The organism is Polaromonas sp. P1_F8 (assembly GCF_056405635.1).
On sequence record NZ_JBFUBS010000001.1, the window covers coordinates 1,018,265 to 1,036,440 of the forward strand.

Annotated in this window: 15 protein-coding genes and 1 tRNA gene; 5 read left to right on the forward strand and 11 right to left on the reverse strand. The window is 62.5% G+C overall.

Annotation, left to right across the window (positions count from 1 at the left end; all coding sequences use genetic code 11):
* Nucleotides 1-58 precede the first annotated feature (58 nt).
* The 4 genes from tig to AC1D1J_RS04795 all read right to left on the reverse strand — a co-directional run bounded on the left by tig (nucleotide 59) and on the right by AC1D1J_RS04795 (nucleotide 6,111).
* On the reverse strand, nucleotides 59-1,369 hold the full coding sequence (gene tig, locus AC1D1J_RS04780) for a trigger factor (RefSeq protein ID WP_477685378.1): 1,311 nt from the start codon (nucleotides 1,367-1,369) through the stop codon (nucleotides 59-61).
* A 114-nt stretch (nucleotides 1,370-1,483) separates the two neighbouring features.
* Nucleotides 1,484-1,570, reverse strand: a tRNA-Leu gene (locus AC1D1J_RS04785).
* A 118-nt stretch (nucleotides 1,571-1,688) separates the two neighbouring features.
* Nucleotides 1,689-4,934, reverse strand: a complete 3,246-nt coding sequence (locus tag AC1D1J_RS04790; protein ID WP_477694011.1) for an efflux RND transporter permease subunit — start codon at nucleotides 4,932-4,934, stop codon at nucleotides 1,689-1,691.
* A gap of 7 nt (nucleotides 4,935-4,941) precedes the next feature.
* Entirely contained in the window at nucleotides 4,942-6,111 is a 1,170-nt protein-coding gene (locus AC1D1J_RS04795) for an efflux RND transporter periplasmic adaptor subunit (protein ID WP_477647656.1), read from the reverse strand.
* 123 nt (nucleotides 6,112-6,234) lie between these two features.
* Between AC1D1J_RS04795 and hpnC the strand changes: the two genes are divergently transcribed.
* The 4 genes from hpnC to hpnE all read left to right on the forward strand — a co-directional run bounded on the left by hpnC (nucleotide 6,235) and on the right by hpnE (nucleotide 10,180).
* Entirely contained in the window at nucleotides 6,235-7,098 is an 864-nt protein-coding gene (gene hpnC / locus AC1D1J_RS04800; protein ID WP_477685376.1) for a squalene synthase HpnC, read from the forward strand.
* 60 nt (nucleotides 7,099-7,158) lie between these two features.
* Nucleotides 7,159-7,893 (forward strand): hypothetical protein, encoded by a 735-nt coding sequence (locus AC1D1J_RS04805; RefSeq protein WP_477685375.1) that lies wholly within the window; start codon nucleotides 7,159-7,161, stop codon nucleotides 7,891-7,893.
* Nucleotides 7,894-7,932: 39 nt separating this feature from the next.
* The gene (gene hpnD, locus AC1D1J_RS04810; protein ID WP_477694012.1) at nucleotides 7,933-8,775 is read left to right on the forward strand and encodes a presqualene diphosphate synthase HpnD; all 843 of its coding nucleotides are present in this window, start codon (nucleotides 7,933-7,935) and stop codon (nucleotides 8,773-8,775) included.
* Nucleotides 8,776-8,908: 133 nt separating this feature from the next.
* On the forward strand, nucleotides 8,909-10,180 hold the full coding sequence (gene hpnE / locus AC1D1J_RS04815; protein ID WP_477685374.1) for a hydroxysqualene dehydroxylase HpnE: 1,272 nt from the start codon (nucleotides 8,909-8,911) through the stop codon (nucleotides 10,178-10,180).
* A 95-nt stretch (nucleotides 10,181-10,275) separates the two neighbouring features.
* Here hpnE and AC1D1J_RS04820 read toward each other — a convergent pair whose 3' ends face one another.
* Both AC1D1J_RS04820 and AC1D1J_RS04825 read right to left on the reverse strand, forming a co-directional pair.
* Complete coding sequence (locus AC1D1J_RS04820; protein WP_477685373.1) at nucleotides 10,276-10,908, reverse strand: glutathione S-transferase family protein; 633 nt, start codon at nucleotides 10,906-10,908, stop codon at nucleotides 10,276-10,278.
* A 28-nt stretch (nucleotides 10,909-10,936) separates the two neighbouring features.
* A complete protein-coding gene (locus tag AC1D1J_RS04825; protein WP_477647662.1) occupies nucleotides 10,937-11,632 on the reverse strand; it encodes an HAD family hydrolase in 696 nt (231 codons plus the stop codon).
* A 33-nt stretch (nucleotides 11,633-11,665) separates the two neighbouring features.
* Between AC1D1J_RS04825 and hemH the strand changes: the two genes are divergently transcribed.
* Nucleotides 11,666-12,796 carry a ferrochelatase gene (gene hemH / locus AC1D1J_RS04830; protein WP_477685372.1) on the forward strand — a complete coding sequence of 377 codons (1,131 nt, stop codon included), beginning with the start codon at nucleotides 11,666-11,668 and terminating at the stop codon, nucleotides 12,794-12,796.
* 22 nt (nucleotides 12,797-12,818) lie between these two features.
* On the opposite strand, the gene AC1D1J_RS04835 is transcribed toward hemH, so the two are convergent.
* The 5 genes from AC1D1J_RS04835 to AC1D1J_RS04855 all read right to left on the reverse strand — a co-directional run bounded on the left by AC1D1J_RS04835 (nucleotide 12,819) and on the right by AC1D1J_RS04855 (nucleotide 18,146).
* Complete coding sequence (locus tag AC1D1J_RS04835; RefSeq protein WP_477685371.1) at nucleotides 12,819-13,814, reverse strand: tripartite tricarboxylate transporter substrate-binding protein; 996 nt, start codon at nucleotides 13,812-13,814, stop codon at nucleotides 12,819-12,821.
* A gap of 158 nt (nucleotides 13,815-13,972) precedes the next feature.
* Complete coding sequence (locus AC1D1J_RS04840) at nucleotides 13,973-14,998, reverse strand: Bug family tripartite tricarboxylate transporter substrate binding protein (protein WP_477694013.1); 1,026 nt, start codon at nucleotides 14,996-14,998, stop codon at nucleotides 13,973-13,975.
* A gap of 22 nt (nucleotides 14,999-15,020) precedes the next feature.
* Nucleotides 15,021-16,526, reverse strand: a complete 1,506-nt coding sequence (locus AC1D1J_RS04845; RefSeq protein ID WP_477694014.1) for a tripartite tricarboxylate transporter permease — start codon at nucleotides 16,524-16,526, stop codon at nucleotides 15,021-15,023.
* Nucleotides 16,526-17,044, reverse strand: coding sequence for a tripartite tricarboxylate transporter TctB family protein (locus AC1D1J_RS04850; RefSeq protein WP_477685368.1), 519 nt, complete (start codon nucleotides 17,042-17,044; stop codon nucleotides 16,526-16,528). The genes AC1D1J_RS04845 and AC1D1J_RS04850 overlap by 1 nt, the downstream gene beginning before the upstream one ends.
* A 142-nt stretch (nucleotides 17,045-17,186) precedes the next feature.
* A complete protein-coding gene (locus AC1D1J_RS04855; RefSeq protein ID WP_457280283.1) occupies nucleotides 17,187-18,146 on the reverse strand; it encodes a Bug family tripartite tricarboxylate transporter substrate binding protein in 960 nt (319 codons plus the stop codon).
* Nucleotides 18,147-18,176: the final 30 nt, after the last annotated feature.

Here is an 18,176-nt window from a genome sequence, read left to right on the forward strand (position 1 = left end):
GAAATTGGGGCCTGTGCCGCAAAGCACAAGCCCCAATGTCAGCAAAGGCGCTGAAGAATCAGTTCTGGCCCATCAGCTCGTCGAAGGAGATGGTTTTTTCGCTGACTTTGGCCTTGCCCAGCACGAAGTCGGTCACGTTGTTTTCAATCACAACAGCCTCGACTTCGGCCATGCGGCGGTTGTCGCTCAGGTACCAGCGCACCACGTCTTGCGGCTTCTCGTAGCTGGCGGCCAGCTCTTCGATGTGCGCCTTGAGCTGCTCGGGCTTGGCCTGCAGGTCGCTGCTGCGCACCAATTCAGCCACCACCAGGCCCAGGCGCACGCGCTTTTCGGCTTGGGGACGGAAGATTTCTTCGGGAATCGGCGCCTTGTCGGCGTCCTTGATGCCGCGCTGCTTCAAGTCAGCGCGGGCGCCTTCGATCATGCGGTCCAGCTCGGCCTGCACGCTGGACTTGGGCAGGTCGAGTTCGGCGTTGGCGACCAGCGCGTCCATCACTGCGTTCTTGTTACGGGCCAGCAGGCGGAACTTGACTTCGCGCTCGAGGTTTTTCTTGATGTCGGTGCGCAGGCCTTCGACCGTGGCGTCAGCGATGCCCAAGGACTTGGCCAGTGCTTCATTGACTTCGGGCAGGTGAGCTGCTTCGATCTTTTTGACCGTCACGAGGAAATCGGCCTGTTTTCCGGCCACATCTTTACCGTGGTAGTCGGCGGGGAAGTTCAGGGGGAAAGTCTTGCTTTCACCGCTTTTCATGCCGCGCACGGCGTCTTCAAATTCCTTGAGCATCTGCCCGTCGCCGATCAGGAACTGGTAGTCCTCGGCCTTGCCGCCTGCGAAAGGCTCGCCGTCGATCTTGCCTTCGAAGTCGATGGTGGCGCGGTCACCGTCTTGCGCCGGCGCATCGGCTGCGCGCTGGGCAAAGGTACGGCGCTGCTTGCGCAGAATATCCAGGGTCTTGTCGATGGCGGCGTCGCTGACTTCAGCGCTGACCTTTTCGACTTCGGCGCCCGACAGGTCGGCGATCTTGACTTCAGGGTAAACCTCAAACACCGCGTCAAACACCAGTTCGCCCTCAGGCGCACCTTCTTTTTCGCTGATGCGGGGCTGACCGGCAACGCGCAGCTTGGCTTCATTGGCGGCCACCGCAAAAGCTTCACCGACCTTGTCGTTCATGACTTCGTAGTGCACCGAATAGCCGTAACGCTGGGCCACCACGTTCATGGGGACTTTGCCCGGACGGAAGCCGTCCATCTTGACCGTACGGGCCAGCTTCTTCAGACGGGTGTCAACTTCCGACTGAATGGTGTTGACGGGCAGCGAGAGCGTCATTTTGCGCTCGAGCTTTTCAAGGGTTTCAACAGTCACGGCCATGATGGTTCCTAAGATCAAAAATAGTCAAAACAGGTTTTCACCTGGCATGTTGCGGGGTTTGCCGCAACGACTGAAAGCAAGGAGGGGCAACAGGGCCGCCCACAAGCCTCAGGGTGGTGCGCGGGGCGGGACTCGAACCCGCACATCCTTGCGGACGTCAGGACCTAAACCTGGTGCGTCTACCAATTTCGCCACCCGCGCGCCTGAAATAAAAACGGGAATCCGAAAAACCTCCGAATCCCCGCTTGAAATCGGTCAACTCTCTATTTTAGCCGTTATCGGGCCCGGTTTTTCGTCCGGAACCGACGGCTGGAGAGAATCAGGCCGGCTGTGGCTTTTCGCCCATGTGTGGCTTAATTTTCAGCTTATCTTCCCGTTTGACACGGAACCACGCTGCATACATGGCAGGCAGGGCCAGCAAGGTCAGCACCGTCGCCACCACCAGGCCGCCCATAATGGCAACCGCCATAGGCCCCCAGAACACGCTGCGCGACAGCGGGATCATGGCCAGCACCGCAGCGGCGGCAGTCAACACGATGGGCCGAAGCCTGCGCACGGCTGATTCGACAATCGCGTCCCAGGCCGGCACACCACGCGCGCGGTCCTGTTCGATCTGGTCAATCAGGATCACGGAATTGCGCTGGATCATGCCCATCAGCGCAATCACACCCAGCAAAGCGACGAAACCAAACGGCCGCCCCAGCAGCAGCAACGCCGCGGCCACACCGGCAATGCCCAATGGACCCGTCACGAAGACCAGCATGGTCCGGCTGAAGCTTTGCAATTGAAGCATCAACAGGGTCAGTATCAGGAAGCCCGCGATGGGCAAGCCGGCAACGATCGACGACGAACCCTTGCTGCTTTCCTCCACCGCGCCAGCCACCTGGATACGGTAGCCCGCCATGCCCTTGTCCAGCCATTTGGCTTCCAGCGCCTTGAGTTTGGGCATCAACTCCTGCGTCACCGTGGCACCCTGCAGGCCTTCGACGATGTCACTTTGCACCGTGATGGCGTAGTCGCGGTTCTCGCGCCACATCACGCCCGGCTCCCAGGTGAACACCGGCTTGGCAATCTGCGTCAGCGGAATCGACTTGCCCGAAGCCGTGGGCAGGTAAGCGTTGCCGATGTCGGTGATCGCGTTGCGTTCGTCCAGCGGCTGGCGCAGCACGATGTCGATCAGCTTGTCACCTTCACGGAACTGGCCAACCGAGGTGCCCGCCAGGATGGTACGTGAAGCCTGAGCAATCGACTGGCTGGTCACGCCCAGCGCGCGCGCCTTGGCCTGGTCCACTTCCAGCCGCAGCACTTTCACCGACTCGTTCCAGTTGTCGTTCACACCGCGGGTGTTGCCGCTCTCGCGCATCACCGCCTTGACCTCGTCAGCGCGGTCACGCAGCACCAGCGGGTCAATGCCGACCACGCGGAACTGCACCGGGTAAGGCACGGGCGGGCCGTTCGGCAGCAGCTTGACCCGGCCGCGCACTTCGGGGAATTCGGTGGCCAGCAGGGCCGGCAGCTTGATGCGCAGCGACTCGCGCACCTTCAAGTCCTTGGGCAGCACAATCATTTGCGAGACGTTGGTTTGCGGAAAGACCTGGTCCAGCGGCAAATAAAAGCGTGGAACGCCCGAGCCCAGCCAGGTACTGACCGAGCTCACGCCCTCCTCTCGCATCAGGCGCTGCTCCACCCGCCTGGCGGTCGCCTCATTGGCGGCAAAGGAAGTGCCTTCAGGGAACCAGATATCGACCATGATCTCGGGCCGGCTCGAATCAGGGAAGAACTGCTGCTGTACCTTGCCCATGCCGACAATGCCCAGCGCAAAAATCAGCACCGTCGAGCCGATGGTGATCCAGCGGTGCTCCACGCACCAGTTCACCGTTTTGCGAAAGGTGTTGTAGAACGCGCTGTCGAACATCTCGTGCGGGCTGTCCTGGCCGGCGGCCACTTCCTGCACGTGCGGCGGCACCTTGAGCAGCAAGGTGCCCAGGTAAGGCACGAAATACACCGAGACAATCCAGCTGAGCACCAGCGCGATCACGGTCACCGCAAAAATCGCGAAGGTGTATTCACCAGTAGTGGACTTGGCCAGGCCGATGGGCAAAAAGCCCGCGGCGGTAATCAGGGTACCCGTCAGCATGGGCATGGCGGTGATCTCGTAGGCGAAGGTGGCGGCGCGCACCTTGTCATAGCCCTCCTCCATCTTGCGCACCATCATCTCCACGGCAATGATGGCGTCGTCCACCAGCAGGCCGAGCGCGATGATCAGCGAGCCCAGCGAAATCTTGTGCAGCCCGATACCGTAGTACCACATGGCCAGAAAGGTCAGGCTCAGCACCAGGGGGATGGTGATGCCCACCACCAGGCCGGGCCGCATGTCGATGTAATAGCGCTTCCACAACGGCAACTGGCCGGGACCATTGTGCGGGCGCTTGTGGAACCCCAGGCTGATGAAGCTGACCGCCAGCACAATCACCACGGCCTCGATCAGCACACGCACAAACTCATTCACCGAGGTAGCTACCGCCTTGGGCTGGTTCTGCACATTCACCAGCTTGATGCCGGCCGGCAGGGATTTCTCGATGCGGTCCGAGAGGGTCGTGAGCGACTTGCCCAGTGCGATGATGTCGCCGCCCTTGGCCATCGAAACGCCGAGCGCAATCACCTCTTTGCCCTGGTAATGCACCTTGACGGATGGCGGGTCCACATAGCCACGCTTGATCTCGGCGATGTCGCCCAGCTGCAGCTGGTTGCCGGAGCTGCCGCGAATCGGCATGATGCGCAATTGTTCAATCGCCTCGAACTGGCCCGCCACGCGCACCTGCACCACATCCAGCGGCGTCTGTACCGCACCAGCAGATTCCACCGCGTTTTGCTGGCTCAGTTGCGCCAGCACCTGGTTCAGGTCCAGCCCCAGTTGCGCCAGGCGTTTTTGCGAAATCTCAATGTAGACTTTTTCGTCCTGCACACCAAACAGCTCCACCTTGCTCACGTCCGGCACACGCAGCAGTTGCTGGCGCACATCGTCGGCAAAGGTCTTGAGTTCGGCGTAATTAAAACCGTCAGCTTCCAGCGCGTAGATCACGCCATACACATCGCCGAATTCGTCGTTGAAGAACGGGCCCTGGATGCCGCCCGGCAGCGTCCCGCGCATGTCGCCGATTTTCTTGCGCACCGAATACCAGACATTGGCGACATCACCGGGTTTGGACGAGTCCTTGATCTGAAAAATGATCTGCGATTCACCGGGCTTGGAGTAGCTGCGAATCCTGTCGGCATAAGGCGCCTCCTGCAGCGTGCGCTCCAGCTTGTCGGTCACCTGCTCGGCCACCTGCTGCGCCGTGGCGCCCGGCCAGTAGGTGCGCACCACCATGGCGCGAAAGGTAAAAGGCGGGTCTTCGTCCTGCCCGAGCTGGAAGTAGGCGGCAAAGCCCAGAATCATCAGCACCAGCAGGAGATAACGCGTGAGCGCCGGGTGGTCCAGCGCCCATTTGGAAAGGTTGAACCGGGTCGAGGGCGAAGCCAGTTCGCCGGCAGCGCTGCTGCTGTCTGGATGGGGTTGCGTCATGCCGTTTTCACTTCGCGGCAGAAGCAGCGGAAGCGGCAGCCGGTGCCGCCACAGGTGTTGCTACAGAATTGATAGCCGTTTGCGCCGGACTGGCGCCGGCTACAGCCACACTCGGCTGGTAAATACTGACTTTCTGGCCCGGCGAGAGCACATGCACGCCGGCGCTGACCACCAGCATCCCGGGTTGCAGCCCGGAAGCCACCACCACGTCGTTGCCGTCTGCCGTGGCAACCTGAATGAGTTGCGGCTTGACGGTCATGGTGGCCTTGTCAACCACCCATACCGCCGTGGCCTTGCCTTCCTGGCGCAGCGCTGTTGTCGGCAGCTTGATGACCGGCGCACCCACCACGCTGCCGGCCTGCGGCACCACATACACCGTGGCGCCTAGCGGCGGCGGTTCTTTTGCGTCAACGGAAACCTTGACGGTGTAGGTCCGCGTAACGGGGTCGTTGCTGGCCGCCACTTCGCGCACTTTTCCGGTCAATTCAGCGGTCTGGGACCACACACGGATACTGACCGGCGAGCCAACCTTGATCGCCGCCACCTTGTCTTCGGGCACAGAGAACACCACATCACGCACACCATCCGCGGCAATCCGCACCACTGGCGCGCCGGCCGTCACGACCTGGCCCGGCTCGGCCTCGATGGCGGTGACAACCCCCGACACATCCGCGACCAGCGCCGCGTAGTTGGCCTGGTTGCCCTGCACAGCCAGCTGGGACTGGGCTTGCTCCAGTTGCGCCTGGGCCGCCTTCAGCGTGGTTTCGCGGCGCTCAAGCTCGGCACCGCTGATGAAATTCTGCTCTTTCAGCTCCCTGTAGCGCTTGAAATCAGCGGCAGCAAGGTCGCGGTTGGTGGCGGCGGCGGCGACCTGCGCACGGGCTGCATCGGCCGCGAGCTTGTAATCCTGGGGATCGAGGTTGGCAAGCACTTGCCCGGCCTTGACGCGCTGGCCCAGTTCAGCCTGCCGCTTGATGATCTTCCCCGCAACCCGAAAGCCGAGTCTCGACTCCACCTGGGCGCGGACCTCGCCGGCATATTCGTGGCTCGATGAAAAGGCATTGGTCCCGACAGTGATCACCTTGACGGCGCGGACCGGCTCTTCTGGCGGGGCGGGTTTGGAACAGGCTGCCAGCAGGACGGCGGCGCCCACCAGGGAGAAAACGGTTTTGTTCATGATCTGGTTCGGGGTGAAACCCGCATGGATAGCAGGGCAAATAAAGAGTCAGGGAACTGCTACTGACTGACCGGTTAGTAATCTAGGATAATTGCCGAGGCTTGTCAAGCGACAATCGCCCGCATGACCCAAGGCTCCCAATCGCCAGCCACCCTGACGCCGTCTCTGCAGGGTGTGGCGCACTATGAAAACTTCCCGGTAGCGTCGCTGCTGTGCCCGCCGCGTCTGCGCCCGCCCATCGCGGCGATCTACTGGTTTGCCCGCACGGCGGATGACATCGCCGATGAAGGCGATGCCCCACCGGCGGCACGCCTGGCCGACCTCGCCGCCTACCGCGCCGACCTGGTGGCGGCCTCCACAGGCCTGGCGCCCTCGCCTCGCTGGGCGCCGGTGTTTGCCCAGCTGACGCCCATGATGGCGGAATTCCAGTTGCCGGTAAACCTGCTGGCCGATTTACTCAGCGCTTTTGAGCAGGACGTCGTCAAACAGCGTTATGCCGATGAGGCCGAGCTGCTCCATTACTGCAACCGCTCGGCCAATCCCGTGGGCCGGCTGCTACTGCACCTGTACGGCATCCATGACGCCGCCTCGCTGCACATGAGCGACTGCATTTGCACCGCCCTGCAGCTCATCAACTTCTGGCAAGACCTCAGCGTGGACATTCCGCGCGGGCGTATTTACCTGCCGGCCGATGCCTGGACCCGCCACGGCGTTGACGAAGCGCAGCTGCTGGCGCTGGATGCCAACCCCTCCACTATCAATTTGATAGCTGCTTGCGCACGCTCTGCAAGGGCTACGATGCTAAAAGGCTTGCCACTCACAAAAAAAATACCGGGCCGCGGCGGCTGGGAGCTGCGCCTGGTGGTGCAAGGCGGGCTACGCATCCTTGAGAAGATCGAGTCCCAAGGATTCAATACCCTGCAGCGGCGCCCCAAGCTGGGCCCCCGGGATGTGCTGGTGATGGGCTGGCGTGCGCTGTTCATGTAGCCAACCAGCCGGATCGCACCAGGGACGGACAGATCAATCAACACACCAACAGGAAGCCACATGGCAATGCCACAGGCAAAACTGCCGCCTTCGGGCCTCCATCGCGCGCTGGTGTGGGGCCTCTTCCTCTTTTGCATCAGCTTCGCGCTGATCGGCGGCGTCATCGCAGAGCAGGCCCTGGCCGCTCTCAATTGCCAATTCCATGCAGACCCGCGAGCCGGAACGTGTTCCTTCTTCCAGAACGCGTTGGCCTCAAGGCTCACACCTTTTCTGTCTGCGCAGACTCCGCTGGATTACCCCTTTATCCTGTTGCGCAACTTCTGGTGGCTCATCCTGGCCTGGTTGGCCGTGATCGGCTGGAGCCGCCATGCGTACCAAAATCCCCGCAAGGCCATCACCGCCCGGCATGCACCTGCCGCCACGGCAATGTCACCGCAACGAAGGTTGCACCAGTTTTTGCAAGTCAGCTTCTGGATTTTGCTGCTGGGGTTGATCGCGTTTTGCATCGCCTTCGGCACGCCCTTCCTGAGCACGTATGTATCGCGCGAAATACTGCAGGCCCTCGGATGTAACCCCGGCAGCTTTGATCCCCTGGTATCGGCCTGCATGTCCAGCCCCGGTTTCTGGACACCCCGGCTGCAGCCGTTCCTGCTGCCCTTGCTGGGTCAATTAGGCTCCCCGTTCTGGCTCTTCTGGCAATTCGGCGATGTGTTGATCGTCTGGGTCGTCCTGATTGCCGTGGTGCTTGCGCTGAAGCTTTACTTCGCCGAACGCACTGCCCCCAAGGCATCCTGATACCAATCCGGCCAACAAGTCCCATGTGACAATTACCGCATGACGCCTGAGCAATATGTCCAGCAAAAAGCCGCCGCATCCGGCAGCAGTTTCTATTACGCCTTCCTGTTTTTACCCAAAGAACGGCGCGCCGCCATCACCGCGTTCTACGCCTTTTGCCGCGAGATCGACGACGTCGTCGACGAAATCACCGACCCCGGCGTAGCGCGTACCAAGCTCGCCTGGTGGCAAGGCGAGGTGCTCAATGCCTATGCCGGCAACCCGACGCATCCGGTGATGAAAGCGCTGATGCCGCACGCCGCCACCTACCGCATCGAAGCGCGCCACCTGCAGGCTGTCATCGACGGCTGCCAGATGGACCTGGAGCAAAACCGCTACCTGGACTTTCCCGGCCTGCGGCAGTATTGCCACCTGGTTGCCGGCATCGTGGGCGAAGTGGCGGCGCGCATCTTCGGCCAGACCGACGAAGCGACCACCGCCTACGCGCACAAGCTCGGCCTGGCATTCCAGCTCACCAATATCATCCGGGACGTCGGCGAAGACGCGATGCGCGGCCGCATCTACCTGCCCGTCAACGAGCTGCAGCAATTTGACGTAAAGGCGCATGAGGTCCTCAAGCGCCAGTACTCCGACCGCTTCAGCGCGCTGATGAAATTCCAGACCGACCGCGCGCTGGCACTTTACGACGAAGCGCTGGCCATGCTGCCCGAAGCCGACCGCCGCGCCCAGAAACCCGGCCTCATGATGGCCAGCATTTACCGCACGCTGCTGCGGGAAATCGCCGCCGACGGCTACCAGGTGCTGCACCAGCGCGTCAGCCTCACACCGCTGCGCAAATTCTGGCTGGCGTGGAAGACCCAGGCCTTCGGCAAAATCCAATGAGCCCCCACGCTCCCCACTTCGTGTGGTTCGCTACCCCCCGCGGGGGCGCTGCGCCTGCGGCCTGGCAAAGCCAGTTCCGCGGCCCCGGCTGGTATGGAACTCACACGATCACCTGCACGCAACCGTGCCCATCATGAGAGTCGCCGTGATCGGCGCCGGCTGGGCCGGATGCGCTGCGGCTGTCGAGGCCACGCGGCTGGGTTACCAGGTCACGTTGTTTGAGGCCACCCGCGTCGCCGGCGGACGTGCGCGCCGCGTGGGCGGCACGTTGGCAGGCGAGCCGGTGGTGCTCGACAACGGCCAGCACATCCTGATTGGCGCTTATGCCGAAACGCTGCGCCTGATGAAGGAGGTGGGTGTCGACGCAGCCGCTTCCTTGCTGCGGCTGCCGCTGACGCTGCGGTTTCCGGACGGCAGCGGCCTGAAGCTTCCGCAACTGCCGGCCCCACTCGATGCGCTGGCCGGCATCGTCCTGGCGCGCGGCTGGTCCTGGGCCGACAAACTCTCGATGTTCAAGGTCGCCGTCGGCTGGCAGCTCGCTAAATTCAAGTGCGATCCCGGCGTGTCCGTGGCCGACCTGTGCCGCGGCCTGTCACCCGGTGCCATGGCCTCATTGATCGAGCCCCTCTGCGTCTCGGCGCTGAACACGCCCGCTGAACGCGCCAGCGGCCAGGTTTTCCTGCGCGTGATGCACGACTCGCTGTTTTCGGAAAGCGGCGGCTCCAACCTCTTGCTGCCGCGCGCCGACCTCAGCGCGCTGCTGCCCGACGCCGCCCTGCGCTGGCTGGCGGCCCAGGGCAGCATCGTGCGGCTGGGCGCCCGCGTGCAATCCATTGCGCCTCTTGGTTCGAGCTGGGTGGTCAGTACCGACATCAGCGCAGCCTTCGACTGCGTGGTGCTGGCCTGCCCGCCCCATGAAGCGGCGCGGCTTGTGGAAGGCAGCGGCCTGCAACCCGGCGACTGGCTGGCGCAGGTGAAAGGCCTTCAACACGAAGCGCTGACCACGGTCTACGCCTGGGCGGCAGGCGTTCGCCTTCAGCAGCCCATGCTGGCCTTACCCGCCGATGCGACCGCACCCGCGCAATTTGTGTTCGACCGTGGGCAACTGGGCGGGCCCACCGGCCTGCTGGCTTTTGTGATCAGCGCCAGCACAGGCGATGGCGCGACGCTGGCTGCACAGGTGCTGGCGCAGGCGGCACAGCAGCTGGGCCTGGACACCTTGCAGGTGGTGCAAACCATCGTGGAAAAGCGCGCGACTTTTGCCTGCACGCCGGGCCTGCTGCGCCCGGCAATCGACGTAGCACCAGGTCTTTATGCCTGTGGCGACTACATCGCCGGGCCGTATCCAGCCACACTGGAAGGCGCCGTGCGCTCGGGGCTGGAAGCGGCGCAGCGCCTGCATTGATCTGTCCCGGCACATCCGCGGTTCGCGGTCATTGCAGTCACGCCACCCGTATTGCTATCAATTAAATAGCTGCTTGCGCATAGCCATAATTGGTTTCAGGCACTTTTCGCCATCAATCTCACCGCACGGTACGCCGGACGCGCAAGACAGCGCTTGAGCCACTCGTCCACTGCCGGGCATTGCGCCATCAGACTGGCAGCACCCTGAATCCACGCCAGCACGGAAGCCACGCAGATATCGGCCGCCGTAAAGCGTTCACCCGCCAGGTAGCTGCGCGACTGCAAATGCTGTTCGAGCACCCGCAGCGGGCCCAGCAGATGCCGCTCGGCATCCTCGGCCAACTGGGGCTTGCGGCGCTCTGCCGGCATCATGATGCGATGCATCAGGAACGCCAGGGCGTCTTTTTCGCACTCGGTCACCACCCAGAAGCTCCAGCGCAGGATGTCTGCCTGCTCCGCGGGGTTCTGCGCAGCAAGGCCTGGCGCATTGGTTTTTTTGAATCGCTCGGCCAGGTAAAGCACGCAGGCCATGGACTCCCAGACCAGGACCCCATCGTCATCCACCACGGGGATCCGGCCGTTCGGGTTGATGGCGAGAAACTCCGGCGTGCGCGTGGCGCCACCCACATACGGCAGCGCAATGTGCTCATAGGCCAGGCCCATTTCCTGTGCCGTCCACAGGGGACGCGCTGCGCGCGAAGCGGCTGTGCCGTAGATTTTGAGTGTCATCGCAAGCGCCCTCTTGAAAGTCAACCGTTCACTGCGGGAACAAATCGCACAGCTCGGTCAGCGTGGTCACCGTTTCGTGCGGCACCGCGGGGTGTGCCCACATCTGGTCGGAGCGATTCACCCACACCGTCTGCATGCCGCAATTAAGCGCGCCCAGCACGTCCAGCGTGGCGTCGTCACCCACATGCAATACTTCTTGGGGCTGCACCTCCACCGCCCCAGCTGCCGCATGAAAAATGCGCGGGTCGGGCTTGCCCACACCGAACTGCTGGGCGCTGATGGCCGCCCTGAAATACCGGCCTATACCGATTCGTTCAACGTCCGCGTTGCCGTTGGAAACCGCCACCAGCGGGTAACGCCCAGACAGGAATTCCAGCGCCAGCACCGCGTCTTCAAACAAGGTGACCCTGTTGCGCTCTTCAAAGAAGACGTTGAACGCGGCTTCCGCCAGCAACGGGTCTTCGCCGGAGCGGTACAGCGCCACCCGTATCGCCTCCCGGCGTATTGCGCTCAGGTTGTATTTGAGCTCCGGGCGCGAGCGTGTGACGTGCTCCCGGATCTCATGGCGCGCCGCCGGATTGGAAAACAACGCCGCGGTCATCGGTGCATGCTGGCTGAGCCAGTCGTCCAGTGCTTTCTCGGCCCTTTCAATGGCAGGCCAGATGGGCCACAGGGTGTCATCGAGGTCAAGTGTGATGGCTTTTATGGTGGACAGGTCAAGCATAGGCAGCGTCAATGGGATAGGCGAGAATAACCCATGTCTTTTCGCTCGCGCATCCTCACACCTTTCAACCCCGAGCCCCCCTTCACGCACGGTGCAGCGCCGGCCACGCCCACGGCCTGCGGCACGGCTGTCCTGCTCTGCAACCTGGGTACGCCCGATGAGGCGACGGCACCGGCATTGCGCCGCTACCTCGCGGAGTTTTTAAGCGACCCGCGCGTGGTTGAGATCCCCAGAGCGCTCTGGTGGCTGATCCTGCACGGAATCATCCTGCGCGTGCGGCCCAAAAAGTCTGCGGCCAAGTACGCCAGCATCTGGATGAAGGAAGGCTCGCCGCTGCGGGTGTGGACGCAAAAGCAGGCTGTCATGCTGCGCGGTTACCTGGCAGTGCGCGGACTGCCCGTCGAGGTGCGTTACGCCATGCGTTACGGCCATCCATCCATCGCCTCGCAGCTTGATCAGCTCAAGGCCGACGGCGTCACGCGCGTTCTCATCCTGCCAGCCTATCCGCAATACAGCGGCACCACCACGGCCAGCGTTTTTGATGCGGTCTACGCCTGGGCCGCGCGCATACGCCGCATCCCCGAGTTCCGCTTTGTCAACCACTACCACGATCATCCGGGCTATATCAGCGCGCTGGCGGCACGCGTGCGCGAACACTGGCGCACTGCCGGCCGCGGCGAACAGCTGGTCATGAGCTTTCACGGGGTGCCCGAACGCACGTTGAAGCTGGGCGACCCGTATCACTGTGAATGCCATAAAACCGCCCGGCTGCTGGCCACCAAACTGAGCCTGCAGCCTGCGCAGTACAAGGTGACCTTCCAGTCGCGCTTTGGCAAGGCCAAATGGCTTGAGCCGTATACCGAGCCCACACTGGTGGCCCTGGCAAAGGCAGGTATCGGGCGGGTCGATGTGATCTGCCCCGGCTTTACCGGCGACTGCCTCGAAACACTGGAGGAAATCAACATGGAAGCCCGCGAGGCTTTCCTGCATGCGGGCGGCAAGGAATTCAACTACATCCCTTGCCTGAACGACAGCCATGAATGGATTGCGGGGCTTGCCGAGCTGGCGCAGCAGCATCTTTCAGGCTGGCCGGCGGCCGGTGCAGACACCGCGGAATTGGCCAGCACACGCCAGCGCGCGCGGGCCCTGGGCGCCACCCAATAAGCCATATTCCTTGCGGTGGCTATCAAGCCTTGAGCTTGAGCAGCTGCATCATCAGCTGTGTGGTCTTGGTATCAAAGTCGATAAAGTTGGTGAGGTCAGCCCCGGACAGCCAGGACTGCTCCCAGTAACTTTCCTTGAGCGTTTTTTTCCACAGCTCATAGGCCAGCGACGCCTTGACGCCTTCAACCATCTCCGACTGGCGCGCGGGCGTGACGCCCTGACCGGTGAAGACAGCCCGCCAGTTCGCCATGTCCAGATCCAGCCCCTGCTCCCGCACGGACCGCACACCGTAGCTTGTTTTCTTGGATGACACACCCACGGCGCGCAGCTTGCCGCTGGTCAGTTCTGCGCTGAAAGTTCCGTATCCGGAAACGCCGGCCACCGCCTTGCCAGTCAATACCGCATCCACCAATTCAAAATTGCGGGCAAAGGGCAGGTACACCGGATCTTCAGGGCGGCTACCGGCCGACTTGGCCAGCAGGCCGGCGAACACGTGGTCCGCACCTCCAACAGAACCAATCGCCATGGGCGTCAACCTGGGGCTGGTGCGCAGGCGCTCAGCCAGTTCGTTGACGGTCTTGATGGGCGAGTTGCCGGCGACCACCACCACCAGGTAGTCGCTGGTCAGGCGGGCCACCGGGCGGAGCCGGGTCAGGTCCACGGCTGGTTTTTGCAAAGCCACTGCGCCGACCAGGTTGCTGTCGCCCATGAAAAGCGCATTGGGATCGGAGCCGTACTTGCCGGCATACCAGGCCAGCCCTGTGGTGCCGCCGTGCCCCTCCTTGTTTTCGTATTCAATCTCGTCGCTCAGGCCCAGGCCGACCAGGGCATCGCCGAGGGCACGGCCCGCTTCGTCCAGCGTGCTGCGCGAGGCGGCTGGTATGACGATGCGCAATCTGGGCGCAAGCTTGCCCTTCACGGCAGCCTGTGCCCACAAGGGTGCAGGGACAACGCCGGCGGCAGCTGCGCCCAGGCACGTGAGCCCCCCGAGAAAAATACGTCGTCGAACAGTCGGCATGAGATTCTCCAGCGGTGTGGCATGTATCAGGCAGCAGGCCGGCATGCGCCGGTTCCCCCAACAGGTACAGCACTTTCCATGCCATCCATCAGATGGACGCCGGAGAAAAAAGGGGTGACCCACGCGGTCGCCCCTTTCGAAAACCCTGCCGCAGAGCGTCAGGCTTTGAGCTTGAGCAGGTGCACCATAACTCGCGAGGTCGTCAGGTCAAAGTCAATGAAGCTGGCAAAACCGGGCCCCGAGAGCAGCGAAGAGTCCCAGTGGTTCTGCTTCAGTGTTTTTTGCCAGGACTCATACCCTGCGGCGGCTTTCACCGCTTCGACCATTTCGGCCTGGCGGGCGGGTGCCACGTTTTGGCCGGTAAACACGCCACGCCAGTTGGCCATGTCCACATCGAGCCCCTGCTCGCGAATCGAGGGAATGCCAAAAACCGTGCGCTTGGACGACACGCCAATGGCACGCAATTTCCCGCTTGCGAGTTCGTCGCTGAACTCGCTATAGCCCGATATGCCGGCCACTGCCTTGCCACCCAGCACGGCCTGCACCACCTCGGCACCGCCGGCGAAAGGCAAATACACCAGTTCTTCCGGTTTGCTTTGCGAGGCTCGGGTCAGCACCCCTGCAAACACGTGATCCACACCACCGGCCGACCCCCCGGCGATCGGCACGTCTTTGGGGTTGGTGCGCAGCCGGCTGGCAAGATCGGCAACGGTACGGATCGGCGAACTGGCAGCTACCACCACCACAAGGTAGTCGCTGGTCAGGCGGGCTATCGGTTGGATGCGAGTCATGTCGACCGCGGGTTTTTGCAAGGCAACCGCACCCACCATGACCATACCGCCCATCAACAGGGTGTTGGGATCGTTGCCGTACTTCTCGGCGTAGTAAGCCAAGCCGATGGTGCCTCCCTTCCCACCCTTGTTTTCGTATTCGATCTCGTCAGCGGCGCCGACACCCAGCAAGGCCGTACCCAGCGCACGGCCGGTCTGGTCCCAGCCCCCGCCTGCGTTGGCCGGTATCACGATGCGCAGTTTCGAAGCAAGCTTGGCGGCCTTGCCTTTTGGAGAAGCGACAGCTGCCGGTGCCTTGGCGGATTGCGCCAATGCAGGGAATGTACTGCCCAATGTGGTCAGGCCCAACCCGGCGAGCCCACCCAGTGCGGTGCGTCGTTTGATGTTCAGCATGTCGTCTCCTTTGTAGTAAATATCAACCTGCAGGTTTTTTCGCTTTCCAGAATTTAGCCATACGCGGAAGCACCAGCACCGCAACCACAATCACGACCAGCGTGATCGACATGGGGCGCTGGAAAAACACGGCGGGGCTGCCCTCGCCAATCGACATGGCATTGCGCAATTGAGCCTCAGCGAGCGGGCCAAGGATCATGCCCACCACCACAGGGGCAGTCGGAAAGTCAAAGCGGCGCATCAGGACACCGAGCAGGCCGATGGCGTACAGCAAAAAGAGGTCGAAGGCACTTTGCCGCATGCCGTATGCGCCCACCGTCGCAAAAATCAGGATGCCTGCGTACAACTGCGGTTTGGGAATTTTCAGCAGCTTGACCCACAGGCCCACCATGGGCAGATTCAACACCAGCAGCATCACGTTGCCGATGTAAAGCGAAGCGATCAGTGCCCACACCAGGGCCGCTGACGTGGTGAACAGTTGCGGGCCGGGCTGTATGCCATAGTTCTGAAACGCACCCAGCAAGATGGCGGTGGTGTTCGAGGTCGGGATGCCCAATGTGAGCAGCGGGATCAGCGCAGCCGTCACGGTCGCATTGTTGGCAGCCTCGGGGCCGGCCACGCCTTCGATGGCGCCCTTGGTGCCGAACTCCGCACTGTGCGGCTGGTTTTGGGCCAGCTTCTTTTCCGTTGCATAACTCAGGAAAGTAGGGATCTCGGTGCCACCCGCCGGGATGCACCCGAAGGGCGTGCCGATGGCCGTACCACGCAACCAGGCGGGGATCGACCGCTTCCAGTCCGCCTTGGTCATGTGCACGCGGCTGAGCTTGTTCTGCTCTTCCACCATGCGGCCTTCATACAGCACCGCATAGAGCACTTCGGCAACCGCAAAGAGGCCCACCGCCACCAGCACGATTTCAATGCCGTCCAGCAGCTCCGGGATGCCGCCGGTATAGCGGCCCTGGCCGGATATCTGGTCGAGTCCCACGCAGCCGGCGGCCAGGCCGACCAGCAGCGCTGTCATGCCGCGCAAGGTGCTTTTGCCGAGCACCGCACTCACCGTGGTGAAGGCCAGCAGCATCAAGAGGAAGTATTCCGGCGGACCCAGCTTGACTGCGAACTCGGCCACAAAAGGCGCAAACAGCGTGACGATGACGGTGGCAATCGTGCCCGCCACAAACGAGCCGATAGCAGCCGTGGCCAGCGCCGCGCCCGCGCGCCCGCTCTTGGCCATCTTGTTGCCCTCCATGGCGGTGACCATGCTGGCGGTCTCGCCGGGCGTGTTCAGCAGGATGGACGTGGTCGAGCCGCCGTACATCGCGCCGTAGTAAATCCCCGAGAAAAAAATCATCGAAGCGGTGATGTCGACCTTGGCGGTGATGGGCAGCAGCATGGCCACTGCCACCGCAGGGCCGATGCCGGGCAAAACACCCACGGCCGTGCCAAGGGCGCAACCCACCAGGCACCAGAGCAAATTCACCGGCGTGATCGCTGTCGCGAAACCCGCCATCAGGGCATTGAAGATATCCATCAGATCCACCCCGTGCTGGTCAGGCCTGGCAAATTAATCGCCAGGAATTTCGTGAACATCCAGAACACCGGCGCAGAAATCGCGAAACCCACCCCAAAATCGGTGACCCAGGTCAGCGGCGCATTGACGCTTGCCTGGCCACCCGCACGGCGCAGGCCTTGCACAGCCAGCAAATAACACAGCGTGCAGCTCAGGATAAAACCGATGGTGGTGATGAGGGCGGCATTAAGCAACAAGCCCGCCGAGACCCATACAAAACCCGGCCAGCAGGCCTGTGCCGCACCGGAAGGCAGGTCCATGTCCCGGAAGCCGCCACTCTGCGCTTCCCAGATGATGAAGGCGCCACAAATGGCGAGGCCCACCGACACCACCCAGGGCAGGAAATTGGGGCCTACACCGCCATAACCTGCCTCGGAAGAAATGCTGATCGCACCAAAGGCCAGCGCCAGGCCGGTCAGCAGCACACCGGCACCGACCAGAGTTTGCGGCCAGACGGCCGAGGGATCTGAAGTTGTCATCGTTATAGTTCCCGAAAGGCGGGGAAGGTTGGCCAGACATGAGCAGTCTGGGGGCACGCGGGCATTTCGTCAAATCTTCATCAGATTCGACGGGGCCGCGCGCCGCTGATACGCGAAAACGTGGGAGACGTAACGCTGAGGATCAGACCATGCCGGACTTGACCATCGTGGCGCGCAGCGCCGCAAAGTCGTCGTCCACAAACTTGGCAAATGCCTCGCCTGTCAGGACTGCGGGAGTCCAGTCGTTCTTCTTGACGGCCTCAGCCCAGGCGGGCGACTTGAGCGCGGCCAGCACCATGTCGGTCAGGGCCTTGCGCTGCGCGTCCGTGATGCCGGGCGCGCCATAGACGCCGCGCCAGTTGCCGATTTCGACGTCAATGCCCTGCTCCTTGAGTGTCGGCACATCCACACCGGGCAGGCGCTTGCCCGAGGTCACCGCAATGGCCTTCATCTTGCCGGCCTTGATGTACTCGGCAAATTCGCTGTAGCCGCTGCCGCCCACCGTGACGTTGCCGCCCAGGATGGCTGCCGTGGCTTCACCACCGCCGCGGAAAGCCACATAGTTGATCTTCGAGGGATCGGCACCGACCTTCTGCGCGATCATGGCCGCTGCAATGTGCTCGGTAGACCCGCGCGAACCGCCGCCCCACTTCACACTGCCGGGGTCTTTCTTGAGCTGCTCGACCACGTCCTTCATGGACTTGAATGGCGAGTTGGCGGGCAGCACAAACACGTTGTATTCGCTGGACAGGCGTGCAATCGGGGTGGCTTGCGACAGGCTGACCGGCGGTTTGCCGGTGATCAGTCCGCCCAGCATGACGGCGCCCATCACCATCAGTGCGTTGGGGTCGCCCTTGGATCCGTTGACGAACTGGGCCAGGCCCAGTGCGCCAGCGGCGCCACCCTTGTTGTCATAGGTCACGGTATCGGCGGCCTTGGAGTCCGTCAGGGCCTTGCCCAGGGCACGGCCCGTGGTGTCCCATCCGCCGCCGGGATTGGCGGGAATCATCATCTTGACGTTGGCGGCGGCAAAAGCCGGCAGGGGCAAGGCGCCTGCAGCCGCCATGGCTGCCAGGGATTTGAGAAAGGTATCGCGACGCATGAATGTCTCCTTGAAAATAGGATTGTGAAA